Source organism: Streptomyces sp. NPDC107517, assembly GCF_055582645.1.
Genome location: NZ_JBVJPM010000023.1, coordinates 1 through 23,286, shown reverse-complemented (window position 1 = coordinate 23,286; position 23,286 = coordinate 1). Strand labels below are relative to the sequence as shown.

Below are 23,286 nucleotides of genomic sequence, written 5' to 3'. Positions count from 1 at the left end.
GAGGTCCTGTTCGAGCATCACCAGCGCTCTGACCATGAGGTCAAGGGGAAAAGCTGCCCGGCGTGACGGTCACGCTGCGCCGGGCAGAGCGCAGGGTCTCGGTGCAGGAGATCCGGTCAGGGTCCAGACCGCGAGTGGCTGCCGTTCTCAGCATGAGCTCACGCAGAGCGTGGTGGACCGATGGCTGCCTTCCTGCACGCCGGCCTCGACGAAGAACTGCAGCAGCCGGCCTCGATGAAGGACTACAGCTGAGGAGCGAGTTCGCGCGCGTCCATGTCTCTGTCGCTGGATCGCGCTCACGCTGAGCGGGTCTCGAAGTGACGAGTTGTGGCGATTCGTTAGTGGGCGGCCTCGCCCTGGGCGATTTCGATCTCCTGGTGGATATGCAGGACGCCTGCCGCCGCGGTGGTGCAGGAAAACAGTGCGCACACGGCGAGCAGTGCGGCGATCCAGGACGTTGCGCGCGTGGGGCGCGCGGTGGGGGACAGGAGGGCGGCCACACGCTGTGGCACCGGGCTGGTGGTGGCTGCCGGTGTCATCACGGGTCGTGGGGCGTTGGTCGTGTGCGTGGCCAGGGCTGCGCGGGCGATGGCGCGCGCGGTCAGGCGGCGGTCGCCGACGGCGGTGGCGGCAGCTTCGTCGGCGGCGCGCTCGGCGGCCAGACGGATGGTCTCGCGAACCGGGCGCAGGGCGGGATGGCAGTGGGCGGCGATTTCCGCCGTGGCCAGGAAGTAGTGGTGGCCACCGTTGTTGTGTGCGCGCTCGTGTGCGAAGAGTGCCTCGCGTTCTCGGGCGTCGAGGCTGCGCAGCATGGCGGTGGTGACGACGATGCGGTGCGGGCGGCCGGGCAGGGCGTACGCGTCGGGGTGCGGGGACTCTACGACGCTCAGGTCGCCCGCGGGGGGCCGGCGGTCGGCTTGGGACCGGGCGTTGCGCAGGCCCGCGGCATGTCGTACGAGCGAACGGCCGAGGGCGAGCGCGGCGAGCACGAGCAGCCCGGCGGCGAGGGCCGCCAGGGGCAGGACCAGTCGTCCGGCGGGCGTGGGCAGCGGGTGCACCAGCTCGCCCAGGGTGGCGAGGGCCGGGATCTTGAACAGTCCGGTCAGGGCCAGGGTGCCGAGCGCCGCGACGGTGCCGGACGCGAGGAGGAGTGCCGAGGCGGTGAGCGTCCACAGGGCGACCACGGGCGAGCAGCGGCCCAGGATCCGGCGTGCCAGCAGCGGTGCCACGCAGGGCAGAAGCAGGGGGATCATCAGCACGGCGAGTGTCATGGGCCCTCTTCCAGCAGTCGGCGCAGGACCTGCTCGTCGTCCGGGCCGAGCTGGGCGACGAAGCGGGCGAGGACGGCCTCACGGTCCCTGTCACGGTCGAGCTCGCCGTGCATGCGCAGGGCGGTCAGGCCCGGCGGGTCCTGTATGGGGCGGTAGGCGTAGCCGCGGCCCCGGCGCTCCCGTTCGAGCGTCCCCTTGTCGTAGAGGCGGGACAGGATCGTGGTCACCGTGGTCCGGGCCAGCCCGGAGGCGAGTTCCGCCTGGACCTCGACCGGAGTGAGCGCGGTATCCGCGGCCCACAGCGCGGCCATGACCGCGGCCTCCAGCTCACCTGCCGGCCGACGGTCGTCGTTCTCGGTGCTCATGGGCACGATCCTCACCCTCGCGTCGTCTACAGTAGTGTAGACCGTCTACAGGCTTGTAGACAGTCAGGTGCTGTGCATGCCCCCGTGCATCGCGTTGTCCGCAGGGAAGGGACTCATGCCGATGACCACACCCGTCGTTCTATCGTCGCAGCTCGCGGTGAACCCGCTCGACGCCCAGTCGCTGCTGGCCGCTTTCGGCGTGCTGGGGGTCGGCGCGGTGATGTTCGCCGAGACGGGTCTGCTGATCGGGTTCTTCCTGCCGGGCGACTCTCTGCTGTTCACCGCCGGGCTGCTGTGCACGGGGGACGGGCAGCACGGCATCCGGCTGTCCCTGGGGCCGCTGCTGGCTGCGGCGGCGTTCGGCGCGGTGGCCGGCGCTCAGTGCGGCTATCTGATCGGGCGCCGGGCGGGCGGTCCCCTTCTGGCCCGCAGCCGCTCGGCGCGGCTGCACGACGGCGCCAGGAGAGCCGAGGAACTGCTCGCGCGCTACGGGCACGCGAAGGCGATCGTTCTGGCGAGGTTCGTGCCGGTGGTGCGGACCGTGCTCAATCCGCTGGCGGGGACGCTGAGGGTACCGGTGAGGGTGTTCACCGTGTGGCAGGTGGCCGGCGGCCTGGTGTGGAGCGTCGGCCTGACCCTGGCGGGATACGCGCTGGGCTCCTCGGTCCCGAACGTGGACCGCTATCTGCTGCCCCTGGTCGCTGTGATCGTGGCGGTGTCCCTGCTGCCGCTCGCCGCCGAGCTGTACCGCGGCCGCAGGCGTGACCAGGCGAAGGAGGTCCGCTGATGATGCCCGCGTTCGACGGGGCGTCCATCGACGGCTCCGCCTACCGGCACGTAGCGGATCTCGCGCAGCGCGCGCCGGGCTGGCTGGACGGCGCGGTGACGGTGTGGTCGGCCTACGGGCTGGGAGTGTTCGCTCTGCTCATGATCCTGGGCTGGTGGCGGGCCCGGCACGCGGGTGCCGCGGCCGCGGTGACGGCACTCGCCGTCCCGGTGGTCGCGGTCCTGGCGTACGGCGTAGATGCCGTGCTGAAGCTGCTGGTGCGCGAGGACCGGCCGTGCCAGAGCCTGCGTGTGCGGACCCTGGAGGCGTGTCCGGCGCCCGGTGACTGGTCGTTTCCCAGTAACCACGCGGCGATCGCCGCGGCCGTCGCCGTGGCGCTGCTGTTCGTCTCGCGGCGCCTGGGCGCACTGGCGTGTCTGGTGGCGGCTGCCATGGCGGCCTCGCGGGTCTGGGTCGGCGTGCACTATCCGCACGACGTCCTGGCCGGGCTGATGGTGGGCGGGCTCCTCGCGCTCGGCTCAATGCTCGTGGTGGGGCGCCGGTCCTCGGCGCTGGCCCGGCGCATGACAGCGGTGACTTCGCTACGTCCCCTGTTGTCGGCGTCATGACCCGCAAGGGCGCAGCCGCTCTGCTCGGCCCTGTCGCGCTGGGCGCATGGGCGGCGTTCGGCGTCCTGGCCGCGGCCGTGGCCGGCCGAGCCGGTTCTCCGCTGTGGGTGGACGCCGGTTTCCTCACCTGGTCGGTCGGTCACCGTCCGGATGCGGCCGTGGAAGTGGCCCGGGGCGTAACGGACTCAGGCACCGGCGTGGCCCCGTACATGCTCGCCGTGCTGGCCGGTGTCACGGCGGGGCGCACCGTGCGGCTTCGCCTGCTCGGCGTCGCCCTCGCTCTGGCCTGCCTCGGCCTGGGACAGGTGGTGCGGTACGCCGTGATGGAGATCGTCCACCGTGCGCGCCCACCGCACAGCGACTGGACGACGCATGCGAGCGGCTACTCCTTTCCCTCCGGACACTCCACCACGGCCTTGCTGACGGCCGGCCTGCTGATAGCCGCGCTCACGGTGCGCCGCCCGCGCGGGGGCACAGCGCTGAGGGTCGCCGTGGGCTGCTGGGGTGTGACGGTCGGACTGACCCGGATCTTCCTCGGTGTGCACTGGTTCACCGATGTCCTGGGCGGCTGGCTGTTCGCCCTCGGCTGGCTGGGGACGTTCCTGTACCTGGCCGCCCGCCTGCTGCCCCACCGCCTTTTCACCGACACGACAGATCCGGCCCCAACGCCGATGGAGAACCATGCGCCCCAAGATCCTGGTCGTGGAGGACGATCACGCCCTGCGTGACGTCCTGCGCCGCGGCCTGAGGGACGAGGACTTCGACCCGGTGCCCGCCGCCGACGGAGCCACAGCCCTCCGGCTGGCCACCTCTGACATCGCCGCACTGGTCCTGGACGTCGGCCTGCCCGACGCGGACGGCCGGGACGTGTGTCAGGCCCTGCGCGCCAACGGGTTCCTCGCCCCGGTCATTTTCCTGACCGCCCGCCACCAGCTCACCGACCGCCTGTCCGGGTTCTCCGCCGGCGGGGACGACTACCTCCCCAAGCCGTTCCACCTCGCCGAACTCGCCGCCCGGCTGCGCGCCATACTCAAACGCGCCGGCCCGTGCTCCCCGGCCACGACCGGCGACCTGAGCCTTGACGCGGTCGGTCACCACGTCACCGTGCACGGCGTCCGCGTCCCGCTGTCGCCCACGGAGTTCCGACTCCTTGCCCTGCTCATAGCTGCGGACGGGAACCACGTGCGCCGCCGCGACCTGGTCCGGGCCGGCTGGCCCGAAGGCGCACAGGTCAGCGACAACACCCTGGATCAGTACCTGAGCCGGCTGCGCCGCAAGCTGCGCGAGGCGGGCAGCGGCCTGACGATCGGCACGGCGCGCGGGATCGGACACCGCCTGTCGTGAACCGTGCCCGGCGCGCCCTGCGCCACCTCGCCCCGCGCACCCTGCGCGGCCGCCTCTCCCTCGCGGCGCTGGCCACCGCCGCCCTGCTGATGACGGCCCTGACCGTGGTGTTCAACGCAGTGATGGACGAGCACCTGCAACGGCAGGCGGACCACGAACTGCGCGACCGGGCGGCAGCGGTGGCCACGACCGTCGACACCAGCGGGCCCCGCGTACGCGTCCTGGAGACCGCCAACGACCGCCTGCTGGATGCGAATGTATGGATCTACGACGGAACCCGCCTGCTCGAGAAGCCGCCCTCCGCCGCGACCCACAGCCCGCTCACCCGGGCCACCGACCGGCTGGCGAGAAGGGACGGGCCTGCCTGCACCACCGTCGACGCGGTCCGGCTGTGCTCGCTCCCCCTCACCGACCGCCGGAGCACCGCCACCGTCGTCACCGCCCTGGACCTGGCTCCGTACCGCAACTCGGCGGACACCCTGCTGCTGGGATCGCTCGTCCTGGACGCCGTGATGCTCGGCTGCACCTACATCCTCACCCGCCTGTCCGTGGGCCGGGCCCTGCGCCCGGTGCGAACGATGACCGACCAGGCCACCCAGTGGAGCGCAGTGACTTCCGAGGAGCGGTTCGACACGAAGAACCGCCCCGCTGAACTCGCCCGCCTCGGTGCCTCACTCGACGCACTCCTGAACCGGATCCGCACCGTGCTGCGCCACGAGCAGCAGCTGACAGGCGAGTTGTCCCACGAACTGCGCACGCCGCTCACCCGGATCGTCATGGAACTCGACTGGTGGCGATCACGCCCCCGCACGCACGCCGATACCCGTGCCACCCTCGAGGTCATCGCCGAGGCCACACAGTCCATGCGGACCATCTGCGACACGGTCCTGAACGATGCCCGCGAGAACGCGCTCAACCCGGCCACGGTCCCCGGAACCACCGACGTCGTCCCCGTCATCGACCGCCTTCTCCAGAACCTCGACACACCGGATCAGGTCAAGACCACACTGCAGACACCAACTCTGCAGCCACAGGCGGGAATCGCACCCGCCCTCCTCGAACGCATCCTCAGTCCCCTGCTCGCCAACGCCACCCGCTACGCCCACTCCCACGTGACCGTGTCCACGCGGCAAGTCCCCGGAGCCGTAACGATCGACGTCGACGACGACGGGCCCGGGGTACCGCAGGAGTTCGTCAGCGACCTGTTCCAGCCCGGCCGTCGCGCCGACTTCGGCGACGGGCACGACGGCGCGGGCCTGGGACTCCCGCTCGCGCGACGCCTGGCCCGCGCCGTCGGCGGCGAAGTGGCCCACGATCCCGGCCACTCGCCCGGAGCCAGATTCACCGTCAGCCTGCCGGCCGAGTGACCAGGCCGGCAGCGCTCCCGTGCTCCTGCGCCCGGGTATGGGTCACCACGCTGACAGCGGTGAGGACTCCGGACGCAAGACGACCGCTGCAGAAGACAGCGGCGAGCCGAGTTGTGCAGCATGGCGTGCCGCTGCCAGGAAGTGCTGTCGGAGCGGGGCAGGACACGGATGGAGGTTCAACTTCAGGCTGCCGTGGGGGTGCGCCTGTCGCGCTGTGACACGGCGACGTAGCCGACGAATCCGATGATCGCGGCCGTCCACGCGAGCGTGACCGGCGCCAGTCCGAGGCCCAGAGCTCCGCGGGTGTGACCGAGTGCCATCCAGTCGGCGAGCGAGGCGCCGAGAGGGCGGGTGATGACGTACGCGGTCCAGAACGCGGTCACCGCGCCGATGGTGCCGAAACGGTGGGCCAGGGCGGGCATGCAGATGCCGGCCGCGAAGAGGACGACCGAGCCCAGGTAGCCGAAGCCGTCAGCGGCGGTGAGGTCGCCCGCGGCGGTGCCCAGGGCGAAGGTGGCGAGTACGGCCGCCCAGTAGAACGCTTCGCGACGGCGCGTTCGGACGGTGTGGATCGACAGGGTCCGCTCGCTCACGTACCAGAGGACGAAGACCGCGGCCAGCACGGCGAGGAAGGCCGGGGCCGACACCACGTACGGCACGCCCAGGCCGACGTGCAGGACGTCGGCGGCCATGGTGCCGAAAACGCTGACCATGACGACGGCGGTCCAGTAGACCCAGGCGACGTACCGGCGGCGGGTGAACTGAATGACCAGGGAGGCCGCCAGGGCGAGGCCGCCGAGTGCGACCGCAGGTATCGGGCCGAGCGTACGGGCCAGGAGGTCCGACGCTGTTTCGCCCATGCCCGTAGTCAGTACCTTGATGATCCAGAAGTAGGCGGTCACCTGCGGCACCTTGTTCGCCAAGTGCCGTACGGGGATGAGGGGCCGGTCGTCGAGGACGTGCTCTGCGATCATGATCCGCACGATGGCACTTCGAGCCTGAATGCATCCTGAACGGCGTGTCCGGGCCCGCACGGCCCTGATCACGAGTCGTCACGGCACGTATGGTGCTCGGCCGAGGCGGATGCGGCAGGCGACGCCGCACGGCAGTCAGGATGCGTTCAGGTATGCATTGGCACGGTCGGGCCTCATGACATACGAGACGTCAAAGACCTCCTCAGCGTCGGCGGCCGGCACCCAGGCGCCGGCCTCCGGGCCCCGGCAGCGCTGGAACAAGGTGCCCGAAGTCACCGCCTACTTCTGGATCATCAAGGTGCTGTGCACCACCGTGGGTGAGACAGCTGCCGACCTGCTCAACGAGAAGGCCGGCCTCGGCCTGACCGGTGTGTCGGTGCTGATGAGCGCTCTGCTGGCCGTCGTCCTGGTCGTCCAGTTCCGCACCAGCGCGTATCGCGCGGGCGTGTACTGGCTCGCCGTCGCCCTGATCAGTGTCGTCGGCACGCTGATCAGCGACAACCTCACCGACAACATGGGTGTGCCGCTGGAAACCAGTACCACCGTCTTCGCGATCATCCTCGCGTTCGTCTTCGTGGTCTGGTACCGGCGTGAGCGGACGCTGTCGATCCACAGCATCGACAGCACCAGCCGGGAGTCCTTCTACTGGCTCGCCGTCCTGTTCACCTTCGCCCTCGGCACCGCTGCAGGCGACCTGGTCTCCGAGCGCATGGACCTCGGCTACTGGCTCGCCGCGGTTCTGTTCGGCCTGGCCATCGGCGCGGTCGCCCTCGCGCACTTCAAGCTCGGCCTGGACGCCGTCTGGAGCTTCTGGATCGCCTACGTCCTCACCCGCCCGCTCGGCGCGTCCATCGGTGACTACCTCTCCCAGCCCACCGGCGACGGCGGCCTGGGCATGGGCACGGTTGTCACCAGTGTGCTGTTCCTCGCAGTCATCCTCGGCCTGGTCGTGTACCTGTCGGTGACCCGGAAGGACGTGACGCAGCCTCAGCCCGCCGCCCGGCACGCGGCCTGAGCAGGCGTGCAGGGAGCATTCCGGATGTGTTCAGGCTGATACTGGCAACCTCGGTTTCGTTCCGGCAGAGCCGGACCCTGCTTCGTGATGGTGATGGATCGCTCGCATGTTCCCGGTGACGACGTGGGTTCGACTTGCCTAGTGTGATCGTCATGCAGCTCCGGTACGCCTTCAGGTTGTACCCCGACGCCGCTCAGCAGGCCGCGCTGGCCAGGGCGTTCGGGTGTGCCCGTGTCGTGTTCAACGACGCGGTCCGCGCCCGGGAAGACGCCCGCAAAGCCGGGCGGCCCTTCCCGACGGCCGGCGAGCTGTCCACTCGCCTGATCACCCAGGCGAAGCAGACCGCTGCGCGGTCCTGGCTGGGTGAGGTCTCCGCTGTCGTCCTCCAGCAGTCACTGCGGGACGTCGAGACCGCCTACCGCAACTTCTTTGCCTCCCTCAAGGGCACCCGGAAGGGACCGAAGATCGGCCCTCCGCGCTTCAAGTCCCGCAAGGACACGCGGCAGTCGATCCGGTTCATCGCCAACGCCCGCTGGAGCATCACCGGCAGCGGCCGTCTGAACCTGCCGAAGATCGGAGCGGTGAAGGTGAAGTGGTCCCGCACCCTGCCCGCCACCCCCACCTCCGTCACCGTGATCAAGGACGCGGCCGGGCGGTACTTCGCCTCCTTCGTCATCGACACCGACCCCGACACCGACCGCATCCGATGGACCGATCCCGCAACCGACCGCACCATCGGCATCGACCTCGGCCTCACCCACTTCGCGGTCCTGTCCGACGGCACGAAAATCGACTCCCCGCGGTTCCTGCGCCGCGCGGAGAAGAAGTTGAAGAAGGCCCAACGCGAGCTGTCCCGCAAACAGAAAGGAAGCAAGAATCGCGCCAAGGCCCGCCTGCGGGTCGCCCGCGCCCACGCCAAGGTCACCGACGCACGCCGCGAGTTCCACCACCAGCTCTCCACGCGACTGGTCTCCGAGAACCAAGGGATCGCCGTGGAAGACCTGTCGGTGGCAGGACTGGCGCGCACCAAACTGGCCAAGTCCGTGCACGATGCCGGATGGTCCTCGTTTATCAGCATGCTGGAGTACAAGGCGGAGCGGTACGGTCGGACGCTGGTCAAGATCGGCCGGTTCGAACCGACCTCCCAGACCTGCTCCGCCTGCGGCGTGAAGGACGGACCCAAACCCCTCAATGTCCGGGAGTGGACCTGTACGGCCTGCGGTACGGTCCACGACCGGGATGTCAACGCCGCCAGGAATGTGAAGACTGCCGCCGGACTGGCGGTATCGGCCTGCGGAGCGCCGGTAAGACCAGGAGCGATCCCGGCACAGCGTGAAGAACCAGGAAGCCACGGATTGTCGACCGAACCTTATGCCGCGTAGCGGCACAGCAACGATCGAGAAGGCCAGAATCCTCGGGCTTCAGCCCGAGGAGCAAGTCAATTCCTCACCACGATCGCGCTGTTCCTGATCTTCGTGGTGACCTTGATCGTGCAGTTGAGGTCCAGACGCTACAACCCGTTCTTCTACCGGACCGTGATCCTGTCGACCAGCATGGCAGGCACCACGATGTCCGACTTCATGATCCGTGACGCGGGAGCCAAGTACCTGTCCGGCAACGCCACTTCACTCGGTTGGGGCCCGCAGGGACTGGGCCTTGGCTACCCCACCGGGGAGGCGGTCCTCATCTCGATCCTGCTGGTCATCTTCGCGGTGTGGAAGGCCACCGGGATGACCCCAGATCCGTGACATTGTCACCTACGCGTCGAGGCGCTGTTCTGGTCGGCGATCCTCGTCTCCAACACCCTCGGCACGTCGATGTGTGACTTGCTGTCCGACAGCTCCGGGCTCGGTGACGCCGGAGGCGCGCTGCTCGTGACCGGGGCGCTCGCCGTTCTCGCCGCCCTGATGAAGGTGCCGGTGGTGCCGAACGTGCTGCTCTTCTGGATCGCCTTCGTCCTCACCCGCCCGTTGGGCGCCACCGCGGGTGACTTCCTGACCAAGCCGGTCGCCAAGGGCGGCCTGGACCCCGGCGCGCCGGGGTCGTCGGCCGTACTCCTGGCCGTCCTGCTCGGTCTGGTGGACTACGCGCAGGTCCAGGAACGCCGGACCGCAGTACGGCCGGCTGGACGGGAGCCGGTCACTCGGCAGTTCGACTGAGTCCGGTCACCCAACAGGCAGGTGGGTTCGTGGGTGATTGGTGTTGATCCCGCGGGCCGCGCAGATTCCAGAAATTCGTGAAAAATAGTGAGCGGTCCGAGTCTATAGCCGGAGGCCACCCGCCCCGCAGGTCACCAACGCCACACACCTGCGCGACCAGATCCATACCGGTCCGGGGCCCAAGATCCGCCGCGCCCCGGGCACCCATGCGCAGTAGTCGTAGCCGAACGGGCCAGCCGGCGCCGCGCGCTGGCTGGACGTTGTCCAGCTGGGCCGCGCGCTGCGTGGGGAGCCCGTTCGGGAAAAGTGGACTCTCGCGATCGGTGAAGGATCAGTACTCCGGCCGTAAATCGTTATGTTCTCTGGTCTTGAGGCTGTCTGTCCTTGGCGGAAACTCAGGTGGCCTCAGCGCACGATCTGGCTAGAGTCGGGCGATGCCCGAGCTGAAGCGGCTGCAAGCCGGCCACGCCCCGGCGGTCCTGGCCTTCGAGCTGGCGAACCGCACCTACTTCGCTGCCTCGATCTCCGACCGCGGCGACGACTTCTTCGACCGGTTCACCGACCGGTACAACGCCTCGCTGGCAGAGCAGGAGGCCGGCATCTGCGTCTTCTACGTGCTCGTCGGCGAGGACGGCTCGGTGCTCGGCAGGTTCAACCTGTACGACTTGGAGGACGGTACTGCCAGACTCGGCTACCGGGTCGCGGAGCGGGTCGCCGGCCGCGGCGTGGCGACCGCGACCGTCCGGGAGCTGTGCCGGATGGCGACAGCGATGCACGGCCTGCGCACACTGCGGGCGGCCACTTCCCACGACAACGCCGCGTCCCAGAAAGTCTTGGCCAAGGCCGGGTTCGTTCCGTTTGGCCCTGCCATCCCGTCCGATCTCGGCGGCAAGTCGGGCACTTGGTACCAGCGCGACCTCCAGACATAGACCTTGATCTTCCTCGTGGGTCGACTGCGGGAAGGCCGCGGCCACCGCTGATCATCGGAGTGTGCAGACTGACGATCTTGCGGTGGCCGCAGGTCACCGCGTAGAACTGCTCGCTGGCAGGCCGGGAGTTCGAGAGCTTGATGAGCCGGATAGCCGGCCTGTTCGCCCGGGTTGAACCCCGGCGTCGGGTACGGGTTCTGATGCTGGGGCTGCTGGCGGACCTGCCACGCAAAGACTGCTGGAGCATCGCCGAGTGGGCCGGAGAGGCCACCCCTGACGGGATGCTCCCCCTATCTCGGCCGGGCCTGATGTGACGCTGATGCCGTCCGCGATGACGTGCGCGAGTGCGTCCTGGACCATGTACTCGACGAGGGTGCAGTGCTGGTGGTCGACGAGACCGGGGACGTGAAGATGGGCACCCGCACCGTCGGCGTCCAGCGCCAGTACACCGGCACCGCACTCATCTGTGCCGCGCCAGGAGCGCCCGCGCGGTCGCCGCCATCGCCTCGTCGACCATCTCCCCGTCGAACGTCACCGCGCCCACGCCGCGCGCCTGGGCTTCCTCCATGACGGCGATCAGCCGTGCCGCGCGGGCGAGTTCGTCCGGGCCCGGCGCGAAGACCTCGTTGAGGACGGGCACGTGGGACGGGTGGATCGCCATCATGCCCGCGTAGCCGAGTGCCCGGTTCTGCTCGGCGAAGGCGCGCAGGCCGTCGAGGTCGCCGATGCGGGTCCACAGCCCGGCCACCGGATGCGGCGTGCCCGACGCGCGCACGTCGAGCAGGACGCGGGCGCGCAGGGTGTGCGTCTCGGTGCCGCCGGGGCTCCAGCGGTAGCCGACTGCGCGTTCGACGTCGCCGCCCGCTCCGGTGACCGCGCCGAGGTAGGCGACACGGGTGGCGGCCGACGCGCAGCCATAGGCGTCGCGCAGTGCGGCGGAGCTCTCCAGGATCGGCAGGAGGGCGAAGTGGTTCTTGGGCAGACCGTGTTCGTGTTCGCTCCAGCCGAGCAGCCGGTCGGCGATGCGGACGTCGTCGGGGCCGGTCACCTTGGGCAGGACGATCCCGGTCAGGCCGGGCCCGCACAGACCGCGGAGCTCGTCGGCCGCGGCCCAGCTGTCGAGCGGGGGGATGCGGACGAACAACGCGGGTCCCTGCGAGTCCTGTTGGGCGATAGCGTCCGCGACCTGCTGGAGTGCGTCAGTGCGCGCCCCGTCGGGCACGGCGTCCTCGAGGTCGAGGATGACCGCGTCGGCGCCGGCTGCCCGCGCCTTGGGCAGCCAGGCGGCGGCCCGGTTGCCGGGTACGAACAGCAGGGACCGCAACAGCGGACGCGGCGGGGCCGTGGGTTCAGACGACACCGTGCTTCTCCAGGTCCGTGAGGTGTTCCGCGTCCAGGCCGAGCCACTTCTGGTAGACGAGGTCGTTGTCCTGCCCCAGCGTGGGGCCGGTCCGCCACACCGCGCCCGGCCGCTGCCGGAAGTGCGGGATGACCGACTGCATCCGTACGGGGCCGAGGTCGGCGTCGTCGACGGTGATGATGTCCTCGCGCTCGGCGTAGACGGGGTCCTCGGCGATGTCCGCCGCGCTGAACACCCGCGACGCCACCACCTCGGCCCGCCCGAACGCCTTCAGGCACTCGGCCGCCGTCCGTTCGGCCACCCAGGCCCGCAGCGCGTCGTCGAGCCGGCCACGTCCCGCGAACTGCTGTTCCGCGGTGGCGAATTCAGTCTCGTCGCAGCCGAGCAGTACGGCGACATTGCGTACGGAGCGAAGAGTGGCTGAGGTCACCGTGATCCACTCGTCGTCTCGCGACCGATAGGTGTTGATGACGGCGGCCGGGGCGACGGCGAGCTGGTTGCCGGAGCGCTCGGGCACCGTGCCGAGCTGGTCGTGGACGATGACCTGCCACTCCACGAGCCGGTACAGCGGCTCGAAGAGAGCGAGGTCGATCCATTCGCCGTCGAAGTCGGGGTCGTGGTCGCGACGGTGCAGCGCGGCCAGGACCGCGTATGCGCCCATGAGACCTGTCACGGCGTCCCCGTGCGAGAAGCCGGTGTGCACCGGCGGGGTGTCGGAGAAGCCGGTCAGGTGCACCACACCGCTACGGGCCTCGCCGACCTTGCCGAACCCCGGCTCGTCGGCCCGCGACGAAGTGGCGCCGAAGCCGGAAATCTGCAGCAGCACGGCCTTCGGGTTGACACGGTGCACTGCCTCCCAGTCGAGTCCCCAGGAGCGCAGGCGGCCGTTGCGCAAGGTCACGATCACCACGTCGGCCCACGCGACCAGCCGCTGGGCGATCTCCCGCCCCGACTCATGGTGGAGGTCGAGGGTGACGGACCGCTTGTTGCGGCCCGCGACCTTGAACCACAGCGGATGGCCGTCCTTCTTGGGGCCCATGGCGCGCGCCGCGTCGCCGGCACCCGGCGGCTCTACGTGCACCACGTCCGCACCCTGGTCGGCGAGCATCGACCCGGCGAGCGGACCGGCCACCACGTGCGCGAACTCGACCACCTTCAGGCCGTGCAACTGTCCCTGGCCGCCGGCCTCCTGCTGATTGTTCGACACTGCTGTGCTCCCCGACTCGGTCGACTGCGGCGCTCTTCAGCTTGCCCAGCCGCCGACATGTGCGTCCAGCAAGAAAGAGCGATGAATCCTTGCGGAAACCGCATAAGTGCAGGGAGTTGGCAGACCGGGGTCAGACCCAGGACACGCCGGGTGGCAACGGGTGTCGGCGCGTGCGGTACTCCTGGAGCGTCTCCAGGAACCGGTCGGCCGCGAGCGGGAGCGGGCGCTGCGCGCGCAGGGCGATGTCCAGGCGCCGGTGCACGGTCGGCTCGGCCAGGGGACGGTGCACGAGCGGGCCCGCGCCGAGCAGCGGCAGCACGAGTGCGGGCATCGCGCTCACCCCGAGCCCGGCCGCCACGAGGCCGCCGACCGTGGCGACGTTGCCCGCCTCCGCGGCCGGCGCCGAGCGTGCGTCGATCTGGGCGAACGCGGCATCGGTCAGGCGCCGCACACTGGAGTCGCGGCCTACGGCGAGGAACGGCTCACGGGCCAGCTCGTCCCATGTGACCTCGGTGAGGTCGGACAGCGGATGGTCCCGCGGCAGCACTGCGACGAACCGGTCGCGCACCAGCGGCCGATGCTCCAACTGCCCCGACGGCTCACCGGTGGTGGTGATCGCGAAGTCCGCGTCACCCGACAGAACCCGGCTTAGCACCGACTGTTCCAGACCGTCCATGATCTGCACCGCGACCTGCGGCCGCTGCTGCCGGAACTCCAGAATCACCTGCGGCAGCAGCACCGCCGCGACCGACGGCAGGGTGGCCACCGCCACGTTCCCCGCCTCACCGAGCAGGAAGCGCTGCAGCTCCTTCATCCCCGACCGGTGGGCGTTGACGATCTGCTCGGCTATCCGCAGTGCTTCCCGGCCCGCCGCGGTCAACTCGACGTTGCGGGTGTCGCGTTCGAGCAATTGGGCGCCCAACTGCCTTTCCAGGTCGGCCACCGCGCGACTGAGCGAGGACTGGGAGACGTGCAGCTGGGCGGCGGCCGCCGTGAAACTGGCCGCCCGGGCCACGGCGGCGTACGCGGTGAGATGCCGGAGAGTGCTGTCCATGGCGAACGAGCGTACGGTCTGCGGCTGTCATTGATGCGCAGACCGCATGGATAGATCTCGGTTTGATGCTGGACGCCGATCCGCCGCAGCTCCGAGACTCGTCACTCAGCCGGGCAGACACGCGCGACGGTGCGCAACAGTAGGAGAAGGTGAGCGACAACCATGCTGGCAGCGCTGGGTTTCTGCACGATAGGACTGTTCCTCGTGCTCACCATGAGCAAACGGGTCTCCGTCCTGGTGGCCCTCGTGCTGCTGCCGGTGCTGGCGGCGCTCGTCGGCGGATTCGCCGGGGACATGGGCGACATGATTCTCGACGGGCTCACCACGGTCGCTCCGACCGGCATCATGATCGCCTTCGCGGTCCTCTACTTCACCTTGATGGTCGACGTCGGCCTCTTCGACCCGCTCATCAACGGCATCCTGCGGATCGCCCGAAAGGACCCGGCGCGCATCGCCGTCGGCACCGCCGTCCTCACCATGTGCGTGGCCCTTGACGGAGACGGCGCCTCGACCTTCCTCATCACCGTCTCCGCCCTGCTGCCCCTCTACAAGCGCCTCGGCATGAGCCCACTCGTCCTGTCCGGTGTCGTCTGCCTGGGTGCGGGCGTGATGAACCTGATCCCGTGGGGTGGACCGACCGTGCGGGCCATGGCGGCGCTGAAGCTGGAGAGCTCGGACGTCTTCACGCCGGTCGTCCCCGCCATGATCTGCGGTGTCGTATGGGTGCTGCTCGCCTCGTACTGGATCGGCCGGCGCGAGCGCCGCCGCCTCGCCGTTCAGGGACTGCGCGAGGTGCAGGAGTCCGCCGTACACGCGGCCGGAGACGGTCCCGGCACCCCGCTGGTGCCCTCGGTGGCGCGTCCGCCGGTCCTGCTCACCGCGTTCAACGCGGTGCTGACCGTCGTCCTCGTCGTGGCCCTGGTCACGGAAGTCATGCCGCTGCCCGTGCTGTTCGTGATCGCCTTCGCGCTCGCCCTCGTCGTCAACCACCCCACCTGGGAAGCCCAGCAGACGCTCCTGGAGAAGCACGCGAAGAGCGTCGTACTGGTCACGACGATGATCTTCGCGGCGGGTGTGTTCACCGGCATCCTGACCGGCACCAAGATGATCTCCGAGATGGCCGAGGCCCTCGTCTCCGTCGTGCCCGACTCCCTCGGCGGACACCTCGCACCACTCGTGGCGGTCACCGGCATGCCCCTGAGCCTCGCCTTCACCCCGGATGCCTACTACTTCGGGGTGCTGCCCGTCCTCTCCCACACGGCGTCCGGGTTCGGCGGCGACCAGGCGGAGATCGCACGGGCCGCGATCCTCGGCCAGATGACCACCGGGTTCCCGCTCAGCCCGCTCACCGCCTCCACGTTCATCCTCGTCAGCATGAGCGGCGTCCAACTCGGCGAGCACCAGCGCTTCATCTTCCGCTGGGCGTTCGGCACCACGCTCGTGATGACCGCCGCGGCCCTGCTCACCGGTGCCATCTCCCTGTGAACCACTCTGGGCGACCTCAAGGACACGTCGATATGCAGTTTTCTGAAGGTGCGGCGCCGCTGCGCCGCCGCACAGTGTGCTCGCTCGGTGTCTCCACCGCTCTGACGGCGGCTCTCGTCCCCACGCGGACCGCGGCAGCGAACCCGGCGGCGACCGCGGTGCCGCCCGACCTGTTCGTCTCGTACGACAGACCAGGGACGTACGGTGTCGCGCGGGAGGACGTCAAAGTGCCGCTGCGGGACGGAAGTCACCTGGCGCCCGCAACCTGACACTCCGGCGCGCGGTTCGGCTGCTGTCGGCAGATGAGCACTGCGTTTGCCCCACCTCGCGGCGGATCCGGCCGCCAAGTCAGTTCCTGCTGGAGCGCCGCTGGTTCACGCAGATCAGAGGGTGGGATCGTCGAACTGGTCGAGAAGGGCGTCGGTGAGTGTGTCGCTCATCGAGGCAGCGGCACCGTTGTGTAGTGACAGTTCAGCCCAGATGACTTTGCCACCCGATGTGTATCGCGTGCCCCACTGCTGGGCGAGCTGCGCCACCAAGAACAGCCCACGTCCACCCTCGTCCGTTGTCGCTGCCCTCCGCACATGTGGAGAGGTGCTGGACCCGTCCGACACCTCGCAGGTCAGGCTGCGGTGGTGCAGCAGCCGCACCCTGATGGGTGGCGAGCCGTATCGGATCGCATTGGTGATCAGCTCGCTGAGAATGAGTTCAGTGGTGAACCCGATGTCCTCCAGGCCCCACGCTTGCAGTTGCGCCCCACACTCCGCACGTACCGGGGCCACCGCCGCCGGATCCGGCAACACCTCCCAGTGCGCCACCCTCGAAGGCTCGAGCAACCGGGTGCGCGCCACCAGCAGCGCGATGTCATCGGCCGGGTGCGCCGGCAGCATCGCGTCGATCGCCGCCTGACACGTCTCCTCCGGAGTGCGCCCCGCCCTCTCCAGCGCCCCGCGCAGCAGGTCCAGCCCGGTGTCGATGTCCCGATCGCGGTTCTCGATCAGCCCGTCGGTATACAGCACAAGTCGTGAGTTCTCGTGCAAGTGCAGCTCGGTGGCCTCAAAGGGGTGACTTCCCAGGCCGAGAGGTGGCGAAGCAGATACTTCCGGATAGGTGACGGTCCCGTCCGGATGCACCACCGCCGGGCCCGGGTGTCCTGCTCGCGCCGTCGTGCACACTCCCGTGACCGAGTCGTAGATCGCGTACAGGCAGGTCGCACCCGTGACCGATTCGGCGTGGCTCTGCGGGCCGCCGCCGTTGCCCTCGTCACTGTCGATGCGGCTGACCAAGTCGTCCAGGTGCCCGAGCAGTTCGTCCGGCGGCAGGTCCAGGGCGGAAAAATTGTGTACCGCCGTGCGCAGGCGCCCCATCGTCGCGGCCGCGTGCAATCCGTGGCCGACCACGTCTCCGACCACCAGCGCCACCCGGGCGCCCGGCAGCGGGATGACGTCGAACCAGTCCCCGGCCACGCCGGCTTCAGCGGGCAAGTACCGCCAGGCCACATCCAATGCGTCCTGTTCCGGTACCCCCTGCGGCAGCAGACTTCGCTGCAGGGTCACCGCCATCGAGTGCTCACGGGTGAAGCGGCGGGCGTTGTCGATGGCCACCGCCGCCCTCGCCGCCAGCTCCTCCGCGAAGGAGAGGTCTTCTTCCTTGAACGGCGGCGAATCCCCCGTGCGCCAGAAATTCGTCGTCCCCAGCACCACGCCACGCGCCTGGAGAGGCGCTGTCACCAGCGAATGCACCCCACGCTCCAGGGCCCTACTGGCCCCGTCAGGGTCCTGCTCCCGCCAACCCCAGGCCTGTCGCAGGTCGCCCTCCAGCACTGCCCGCCCCGCTTCCAGGGCCCGCGCCTGCGGAGCCGCCGGCGAGTAGATGATCAGTTTTCCGACCGGGTAGACCCCCTCCCGCTCCTGATACCCCCCGCTGATTGCCGTACGGCGCATACCCGCCGTCCTGGTCGGCTCCCCGCCCCTCTCCACCGACTCCAGCAGATCGACGGTGACGATGTCGGCGAACCGTGGGGTCGCCACATCCGCCAGCTCCTGCGCGGTGCGCACCACATCCAGCGTGGTACCGATCCGCATCCCCGCGTCGTACAGGAGCGTCAGCCGCTCCCGCGTCACCGCCGCCCGTCCGGTGACCGCTGCCAGCTCTGTGGTGTCCCGCAACGTCACCACCCAGCCGGCCGGAGCGCCGTACGGGGCAGCGGGCCGCATACTGACCGCCAGCAAGCGGTCCCCCGCGCGATGCACCTCATCTGTGGTCGGCTCACCCGACGCCAGCAGCCGCGCCATATCCGCATCCAACGTCAGTTCTGCCACCTGCCGCTGTTCCGCATCCGCCGGCAGCTCCAGCAGCCGCCGCGCCTCGTCGTTGGCCAGCATCAGCCGTGCGTCGGCACCGATGATCAGGACCCCCTCCCGGACCGCGTGCAGCACCGCGTGATGGTGTTCGTACATCCGCGTCATCTCCGCCGGGCCCAGACCGTGCGTCTGCCCGTGCAATCGCCTGGCCACCAGTGCCGTCCCAAGGGTGGACAAGGCGAGCGCGGCCGCCCCGGCACCGAAAATGATCGGCATTTGCCGTGCCCACAGCGTGGTCACTCTGTGGACCTTGATTCCGGCGGACACCAGGCCGACGACCGAGCCGCGGTCATCGGTCACCGGGACCACCGCCTGGATGACCGGCCCGCTGCCCTCGGGCAGGGGCAGTCCGAGGGCCCGCTCGATGGTGGTGCGGCCTTCCAAGGACGGTTTGATGGTGCCGATGAACTTCTTCCCGATCTGTCGCGGGTCGGGGTGCGTATAGCGAATTCCGTTGGTGTCCATGACGACGATGAAGGTCACGCCTGCCTTCTTGCGGGCTGCTTCGGCACGCGGCTGCAGCACGGCCGTCGGATCCTCGCTGTGCAATGCCTGGACTGTGCCCGGGGCGTTCGCGAAGGTCTCAGCTGCGGTCAGCGCCTGGCGTGCGGCCTCCCGCGTACTGTCGCGACCCGCCTGGAGCAACAAGGCCGTCACCGCGGCCGCCACCAGCAGCACCACGATCACGATCTGCAAGACGAACACTTGCCCGGCGGCGGTGCGCAGGTTCAGCAAAGAGCGCAGCCACGAGCCCGCGGACTCACCTCGCTCACGCGAGAGGCCAGCGAAGAGACGATCCGACTCATGACGCTTTGGGCCAAAGAATCCCTTCATAACCCTGTCTTAGCACCATTTACGTTCCCGAGGGTGGACACCCTGCCCCGCTTGAAAACCCGAGGTCGGACCGCTGATCAGGCATGTCGCGCCTCGGCTCTGGCGGGCGCGTCCCGGTCACGCGGACTGCTGGTACTCATTGATCAGGCCGCCGCGCGGCTGAGCGCGACGGATGCGACCGGCCAGCGTGATGGCCGCGGCCAGCTTGCCAACCGCCACGACTCTTCGCTGCTCGCCCCGACTCCGGACCGTCTCTGGAGGGCCTCGGCCCGCCGCCCGACATCATCACCGTGCACCTGGACGCCGGCTACGACTCGGACACCACCCGCGCCCAGCTCAGCGAACGCGGCCCGCACGGACGCATCGCGCACAAGAGGGAGAAGGCGCCCATTCAGGCCAGTCGGCGTTGGCGCGTCGAACGCACTCACGCGTGGCAGAATGCCTTTCACCCTCTCGCCCGGTGCTACCGGGATTCATTCGCAGTGCTCCGGCCTTCAGGCCGGAGGGTGAAGCGAATTCTATGGTTGCGACGCGGAGCGTCGCGGTGGCGTTCCGGCGGAGCTGGACCCTGCTTCGTGACGGTGATGGATCGCTCGTATGTTCTCGGTGACGACGTGGGTTCGACTTGTCTAGTGTGATCGTCATGCAGCTCCGGTACGCCTTCAGGTTGTACCCCGACGCCGCTCAGCAGGCCGCGCTGGCCAGGGCGTTCGGGTGTGCCCGTGTCGTGTTCAACGACGCGGTCCGCGCCCGGGAAGACGCCCGTAAGGCCGGGCAGCCGTTCCCGACGGCCGGCGAGCTGTCCACTCGCCTGATCACTCAGGCGAAGCAGACCGCTGCGCGGTCCTGGCTGGGTGAGGTCTCCGCCGTCGTCCTCCAGCAGTCACTGCGGGACGTCGAGACCGCCTACCGCAACTTCTTCGCCTCCCTCAAGGGCACCCGCAAGGGACCGAGGATCGGCCCTCCGCGCTTCAAGTCCCGCAAGGATTCGCGGCAGTCGATCCGGTTCACCGCGAATGCCCGTTGGAGCATCACCGGCAGTGGCCGGCTGAACCTGCCGAAGATCGGGGCGGTGAAGGTGAAGTGGTCCCGCACGCTGCCCGCCACCCCCACCTCCGTCACCGTTATCAAGGACGCGGCCGGGCGGTACTTCGCCTCATTCGTCATCGACACCGACCCCGCCGCCGACCAGGCGCGGATGCCCGCAGCCGACCGCACCATCGGCATCGACCTCGGCCTCACCCACTTCGCGGTCCTGTCCGACGGCACGAAAATCGACTCCCCACGGTTCCTGCGCCGCGCGGAGAAGAGACTGAAGAAGGCCCAACGCGAGCTGTCCCGCAAACAGAAAGGAAGCAAGAATCGCGCCAAGGCCCGCCTGCGGGTCGCCCGCGCCCACGCCAAGGTCGTCGACGCACGCCGCGAGTTCCACCACCAGCTCTCCACGCGACTGATCTGCGAGAACCAAGGGATCGCCGTGGAAGACCTGTCGGTGGCAGGACTGGCCCGCACGAAGCTGGCCAAGTCCGTCCACGATGCCGGCTGGTCCTCGTTTATCACCATGCTGGCGTACAAGGCGGAGCGGTACGGCCGCACCCTGGTCAAGATCGGCCGGTTCGAACCGACCTCCCAGACCTGCTCCACCTGCGGCGTCAAGGACGGACCCAAACCCCTCGATGTCCGGGAGTGGACCTGTACTGCCTGCGGTACGGTCCACGACCGGGACACCAACGCCGCGATCAACGTGAAGACGGCCGCCGGACTGGCGGTATCGGCCTGCGGAGCGCCGGTAAGACCAGGAGCGATCCCGGCACAGCGCGAAGAAGCAGGAAGCCACGGATTCCCGACCGAAACCTTTGCCGCGTAGCGGCACAGCAACGATCGAGAAGGCCAGAATCCTCGGGCTTCAGCCCGAGGAGCAAGTCAAGAGCGTCGCGTCACTGTCATTGATGCCTTCTTCGACCTCGCTGACACAATCATCACCGTGCGCCGCCTGATCCGGCGGTCCTGGGCAAGTCACCGCTGGGACGAACACCCGAACCGCCGGCCGTGATCCTTCGGCCCCGCTCCAGTCACTTCGGCAGATCGGTGGAGAGGAAGGGAGCAAGGAGCACGAACAACGCGTCGGGGCGGTCGAGGGGGATGATGTGGCCGCAGTCCTGGAGATGGTGTCCGACCAGGTCATCGCCGATGGGACGGAGTTGGCGTTCGAGCCCGGTGCCGACGGGGTGAGAGCCGACGGCCATGGTGGGCATGGTCAGCCGAGCCGTCGCGACGGCGTCCTGGATCTGTTGCGCGCCAGTAGGCAGGGCCCGGTAATAGGAGAACGCGCAGCGCAGGGCCTTACCCCCGGTGTACGCGTGAACGAAGGCCGCACGGATGCCGCCGGGTACTCCTCGCCCCGGTTCCGCTCGGCCTTGCGCGCCATTGGAGGCGGCAACAACCACGCCGGTGGTGCGTTACACGCAACCGGCAAGATCAATGGGCCCAGCACCGAGCCGCAGGAGCGCCTAAGACCTGTCTTCAAATGATGATCTTGAGTAGTGGATCATGGTCGGGTGATGCGTCGCCATGAACTGTCCGATGAGGAGTGGGAGTTCGTCCGGCCGCTGTTGCCCACCACCCTGCGGGGGCGGAAGCGGTTGGACGACCGAAGGGTGCTCAACGGGATCGTGTGGAAGTTCCGCACGGGCACGGCCTGGCGGGATGTACCCGAGCGATATGGCCCGTGGGCCACGTTGCATACGCGGTTTCGCCGGTGGGCTCTGGACGGCACCTTCGAGCGGATGCTTGAGGCCGCCCAGGCCCGAGCCGATGCGGCCAGGGAGATCGACTGGCTGGTGTCGGTCGACTCCACGGTCGTGCGGGCCCACCAGCATGCCGCCGGGGCCCGTAAAGGGGGCTCCGCAGCCCTGGCCTCGGACGCTCCCGAGGCGGTCTGACCAGCAAGATCCACCTGGCCTGCGATGCCTTCGGCCGCCCGCCCGCCTTCGTGGTCACGGGCGGGAACACCAACGACTGCACGCAGTTCACCACGGTGATGGAGGCGATCCGGGTGCCTCGCCTCGGGCCGGGCCGGCCACGGGTTCGGCCCGCCCACGTGCTGGGCGACAAGGGCTACAGCTCCCGGGCGATACGCACCTGGATGCGGCGCCGCGGCATCAGTCACACCATCCCCGAGCGAGCAGACCAGGTCCGCAACCGGCTCCGGCGCGGCAGCCGTGGCGGGCGCCCACCGGCCTGCGACAAGCAGCTCTACAAGCAGCGCAACGTCGTGGAACGGTGCTTCAACCGTCTCAAGCAGTGGCGTGGCATCGCGACCCGCTACGACAAGACGATCGAGTCCTACCAAGCAGCTGTCACCCTCGCCTCGCTCCTGATGTGGGCGTGACATTTGAAGACAACTCCTAGTAGGACTCCGTTACGTCTGTCTCGCGGTCCTGTTTGGGGGCATGTTGGGGGTATGGACGCACATGAAGTGAACCGTGCCCGGGTGAAGTTGGGGTTATTCGTGGCTGATGTGTTCGCGTCGGTGCCGCGCAAGGACCAGCGGGCGAAGAGTGACTGCTATCTGCGGGGACTGATGCTCGACGGTCGTCGCAAGTCCATCCAGGCGATGGCGGAGCGGCTGCCGGACGGCAACGAGCAGAACCTGCAGCAGTTCGTGAACCAGTCGACCTGGGATCCGGTGTTGGTGCGGCGGCGGATCGCTGAGCGGATGGTGCCGCAGATCGGCCCGGATGCCTGGGCGGTCGATGATGTGTCGTTCCCCAAGGACGGGAAGATGTCGGTGGCGGTCGCCCCTCAGTACTGCGGAGCCTTGGGCAAGCAGGCCAACTGCCAGGTCGCGGTGAGCGTGCACGCGGTCTCCGACACCGCGTCGGTTCCGCTGCAGTGGCGCCTGTTCGTGCCCCAGGAGTGGGCGGCCGATCCGGTCCGTCGGCGCAAGACGGGGATCCCTGAGGAGATCGGGCACCGGGAGAAGTGGCGCCTGGCGTTGGACACCCTTGATGAGCTGGCCGGATGGGGCCTGGTCCCGCCGGTGGTGGTGGCCGATGCCGGCTACGGCCAGAACGCCGACTTCCGCGACGGCCTGGAGCGCCGGGGCATCGGCTATGTCGTCGCCGTCCGCTCAGATGTGAGCGTCCACCCGGACGACGTGGA

Annotated in this window: 21 protein-coding genes and 5 pseudogenes; 18 read left to right on the top strand and 8 right to left on the bottom strand. The window is 69.1% G+C overall.

Translation table 11 applies throughout. The features are described 5' to 3' along the window. Positions 1–338: 338 nt before the first annotated feature. Together ACZ67T_RS35780 and ACZ67T_RS35775 are read right to left on the bottom strand one after the other, a co-directional pair. On the bottom strand, positions 339–1,271 hold the full coding sequence (locus ACZ67T_RS35780; RefSeq protein ID WP_469989798.1) for a M48 family metalloprotease: 933 nt from the start codon (positions 1,269–1,271) through the stop codon (positions 339–341). Then, the gene (locus ACZ67T_RS35775) at positions 1,268–1,636 is read right to left on the bottom strand and encodes a BlaI/MecI/CopY family transcriptional regulator (protein ID WP_469989797.1); all 369 of its coding nucleotides are present in this window, start codon (positions 1,634–1,636) and stop codon (positions 1,268–1,270) included. The genes ACZ67T_RS35780 and ACZ67T_RS35775 overlap by 4 nt, the downstream gene beginning before the upstream one ends. A gap of 121 nt (positions 1,637–1,757) precedes the next feature. Between ACZ67T_RS35775 and ACZ67T_RS35770 the strand changes: the two genes are divergently transcribed. From ACZ67T_RS35770 to ACZ67T_RS35750, 5 genes are read left to right on the top strand one after another with little or no spacing between them, the layout of a single operon-like run. Next, the gene (locus ACZ67T_RS35770; protein WP_469989795.1) at positions 1,758–2,423 is read left to right on the top strand and encodes a DedA family protein; all 666 of its coding nucleotides are present in this window, start codon (positions 1,758–1,760) and stop codon (positions 2,421–2,423) included. Further along, positions 2,423–3,031, top strand: coding sequence for a phosphatase PAP2 family protein (locus ACZ67T_RS35765; protein WP_469989793.1), 609 nt, complete (start codon positions 2,423–2,425; stop codon positions 3,029–3,031). Before ACZ67T_RS35770 ends, ACZ67T_RS35765 begins: the two co-directional genes overlap by 1 nt. After that, on the top strand, positions 3,028–3,759 hold the full coding sequence (locus ACZ67T_RS35760; protein ID WP_469989791.1) for a phosphatase PAP2 family protein: 732 nt from the start codon (positions 3,028–3,030) through the stop codon (positions 3,757–3,759). The genes ACZ67T_RS35765 and ACZ67T_RS35760 overlap by 4 nt, the downstream gene beginning before the upstream one ends. After that, a complete protein-coding gene (locus tag ACZ67T_RS35755) occupies positions 3,713–4,375 on the top strand; it encodes a response regulator transcription factor (RefSeq protein WP_469989789.1) in 663 nt (220 codons plus the stop codon). Before ACZ67T_RS35760 ends, ACZ67T_RS35755 begins: the two co-directional genes overlap by 47 nt. After that, complete coding sequence (locus ACZ67T_RS35750; protein WP_469989787.1) at positions 4,372–5,742, top strand: sensor histidine kinase; 1,371 nt, start codon at positions 4,372–4,374, stop codon at positions 5,740–5,742. The genes ACZ67T_RS35755 and ACZ67T_RS35750 overlap by 4 nt, the downstream gene beginning before the upstream one ends. Positions 5,743–5,924: 182 nt before the next feature. Here the strand turns inward: ACZ67T_RS35750 and ACZ67T_RS35745 are convergent, their stop codons facing one another. Next, on the bottom strand, positions 5,925–6,716 hold the full coding sequence (locus ACZ67T_RS35745) for a COG4705 family protein (RefSeq protein ID WP_469989786.1): 792 nt from the start codon (positions 6,714–6,716) through the stop codon (positions 5,925–5,927). Between the two features lie 175 nt (positions 6,717–6,891). On the opposite strand from ACZ67T_RS35745, the gene ACZ67T_RS35740 reads away from it, so the two are divergent. The 6 genes and pseudogenes from ACZ67T_RS35740 to ACZ67T_RS35715 form a co-directional block, all read left to right on the top strand. Further along, a complete protein-coding gene (locus ACZ67T_RS35740) occupies positions 6,892–7,731 on the top strand; it encodes a COG4705 family protein (protein ID WP_469989784.1) in 840 nt (279 codons plus the stop codon). A 152-nt stretch (positions 7,732–7,883) separates the two neighbouring features. Continuing rightward, complete coding sequence (locus tag ACZ67T_RS35735) at positions 7,884–9,113, top strand: RNA-guided endonuclease InsQ/TnpB family protein (RefSeq protein ID WP_469989782.1); 1,230 nt, start codon at positions 7,884–7,886, stop codon at positions 9,111–9,113. Between the two features lie 96 nt (positions 9,114–9,209). Further along, on the top strand, positions 9,210–9,479 hold the full coding sequence (locus tag ACZ67T_RS35730) for a hypothetical protein (RefSeq protein WP_469989781.1): 270 nt from the start codon (positions 9,210–9,212) through the stop codon (positions 9,477–9,479). A 24-nt stretch (positions 9,480–9,503) separates the two neighbouring features. After that, positions 9,504–9,890, top strand: coding sequence for a COG4705 family protein (locus ACZ67T_RS35725; protein ID WP_469989933.1), 387 nt, complete (start codon positions 9,504–9,506; stop codon positions 9,888–9,890). A gap of 434 nt (positions 9,891–10,324) precedes the next feature. Beyond that, positions 10,325–10,819, top strand: a complete 495-nt coding sequence (locus ACZ67T_RS35720) for a GNAT family N-acetyltransferase (protein ID WP_469989779.1) — start codon at positions 10,325–10,327, stop codon at positions 10,817–10,819. A gap of 140 nt (positions 10,820–10,959) precedes the next feature. Continuing rightward, a pseudogene (locus ACZ67T_RS35715) lies at positions 10,960–11,278 on the top strand (transposase); the annotation flags it as partial. A 1-nt stretch (position 11,279) separates the two neighbouring features. On the opposite strand, the gene ACZ67T_RS35710 reads toward ACZ67T_RS35715, so the two are convergent. The 3 genes from ACZ67T_RS35710 to ACZ67T_RS35700 all read right to left on the bottom strand — a co-directional run bounded on the left by ACZ67T_RS35710 (position 11,280) and on the right by ACZ67T_RS35700 (position 14,440). Then, a complete protein-coding gene (locus ACZ67T_RS35710) occupies positions 11,280–12,179 on the bottom strand; it encodes an HpcH/HpaI aldolase/citrate lyase family protein (RefSeq protein WP_469989777.1) in 900 nt (299 codons plus the stop codon). Then, positions 12,169–13,386, bottom strand: a complete 1,218-nt coding sequence (locus tag ACZ67T_RS35705) for a CaiB/BaiF CoA transferase family protein (protein WP_469989776.1) — start codon at positions 13,384–13,386, stop codon at positions 12,169–12,171. The genes ACZ67T_RS35710 and ACZ67T_RS35705 overlap by 11 nt, the downstream gene beginning before the upstream one ends. Before the next feature lie 130 nt (positions 13,387–13,516). After that, the gene (locus tag ACZ67T_RS35700) at positions 13,517–14,440 is read right to left on the bottom strand and encodes a LysR family transcriptional regulator (protein WP_469989774.1); all 924 of its coding nucleotides are present in this window, start codon (positions 14,438–14,440) and stop codon (positions 13,517–13,519) included. A gap of 162 nt (positions 14,441–14,602) precedes the next feature. On the opposite strand from ACZ67T_RS35700, the gene ACZ67T_RS35695 reads away from it, so the two are divergent. Together ACZ67T_RS35695 and ACZ67T_RS35690 are read left to right on the top strand one after the other, a co-directional pair. Beyond that, positions 14,603–15,925, top strand: coding sequence for a CitMHS family transporter (locus ACZ67T_RS35695; RefSeq protein WP_469989772.1), 1,323 nt, complete (start codon positions 14,603–14,605; stop codon positions 15,923–15,925). Between the two features lie 32 nt (positions 15,926–15,957). Next, positions 15,958–16,194: a hypothetical protein gene (locus tag ACZ67T_RS35690; RefSeq protein WP_469989770.1), complete on the top strand. Its 237-nt coding sequence runs from the start codon at positions 15,958–15,960 to the stop codon at positions 16,192–16,194. A gap of 114 nt (positions 16,195–16,308) precedes the next feature. Here ACZ67T_RS35690 and ACZ67T_RS35685 read toward each other — a convergent pair whose 3' ends face one another. Then, a complete protein-coding gene (locus ACZ67T_RS35685) occupies positions 16,309–19,122 on the bottom strand; it encodes a SpoIIE family protein phosphatase (RefSeq protein ID WP_469989768.1) in 2,814 nt (937 codons plus the stop codon). A 144-nt stretch (positions 19,123–19,266) separates the two neighbouring features. On the opposite strand from ACZ67T_RS35685, the pseudogene ACZ67T_RS35680 reads away from it, so the two are divergent. The 3 genes and pseudogenes from ACZ67T_RS35680 to ACZ67T_RS35670 all read left to right on the top strand — a co-directional run. Further along, positions 19,267–19,610: pseudogene (locus ACZ67T_RS35680) on the top strand (transposase); the annotation flags it as partial. A 155-nt stretch (positions 19,611–19,765) separates the two neighbouring features. Further along, the gene (locus ACZ67T_RS35675) at positions 19,766–20,989 is read left to right on the top strand and encodes an RNA-guided endonuclease InsQ/TnpB family protein (RefSeq protein WP_469989766.1); all 1,224 of its coding nucleotides are present in this window, start codon (positions 19,766–19,768) and stop codon (positions 20,987–20,989) included. 60 nt (positions 20,990–21,049) lie between these two features. Further along, a pseudogene (locus ACZ67T_RS35670) lies at positions 21,050–21,175 on the top strand (IS5/IS1182 family transposase); the annotation flags it as partial. 19 nt (positions 21,176–21,194) lie between these two features. Here the strand turns inward: ACZ67T_RS35670 and ACZ67T_RS35665 are convergent. Next, positions 21,195–21,524, bottom strand: a pseudogene (locus ACZ67T_RS35665) (alpha/beta hydrolase); the annotation flags it as partial. A 159-nt stretch (positions 21,525–21,683) separates the two neighbouring features. Between ACZ67T_RS35665 and ACZ67T_RS35660 the strand changes: the two are divergent. Together ACZ67T_RS35660 and ACZ67T_RS35655 are read left to right on the top strand one after the other, a co-directional pair. Beyond that, positions 21,684–22,513: pseudogene (locus tag ACZ67T_RS35660) on the top strand (IS5 family transposase). 72 nt (positions 22,514–22,585) lie between these two features. Further along, a partial coding sequence (locus tag ACZ67T_RS35655) for an IS701 family transposase (protein ID WP_469989764.1) occupies positions 22,586–23,286 on the top strand: 701 nt, incomplete at its 3' end.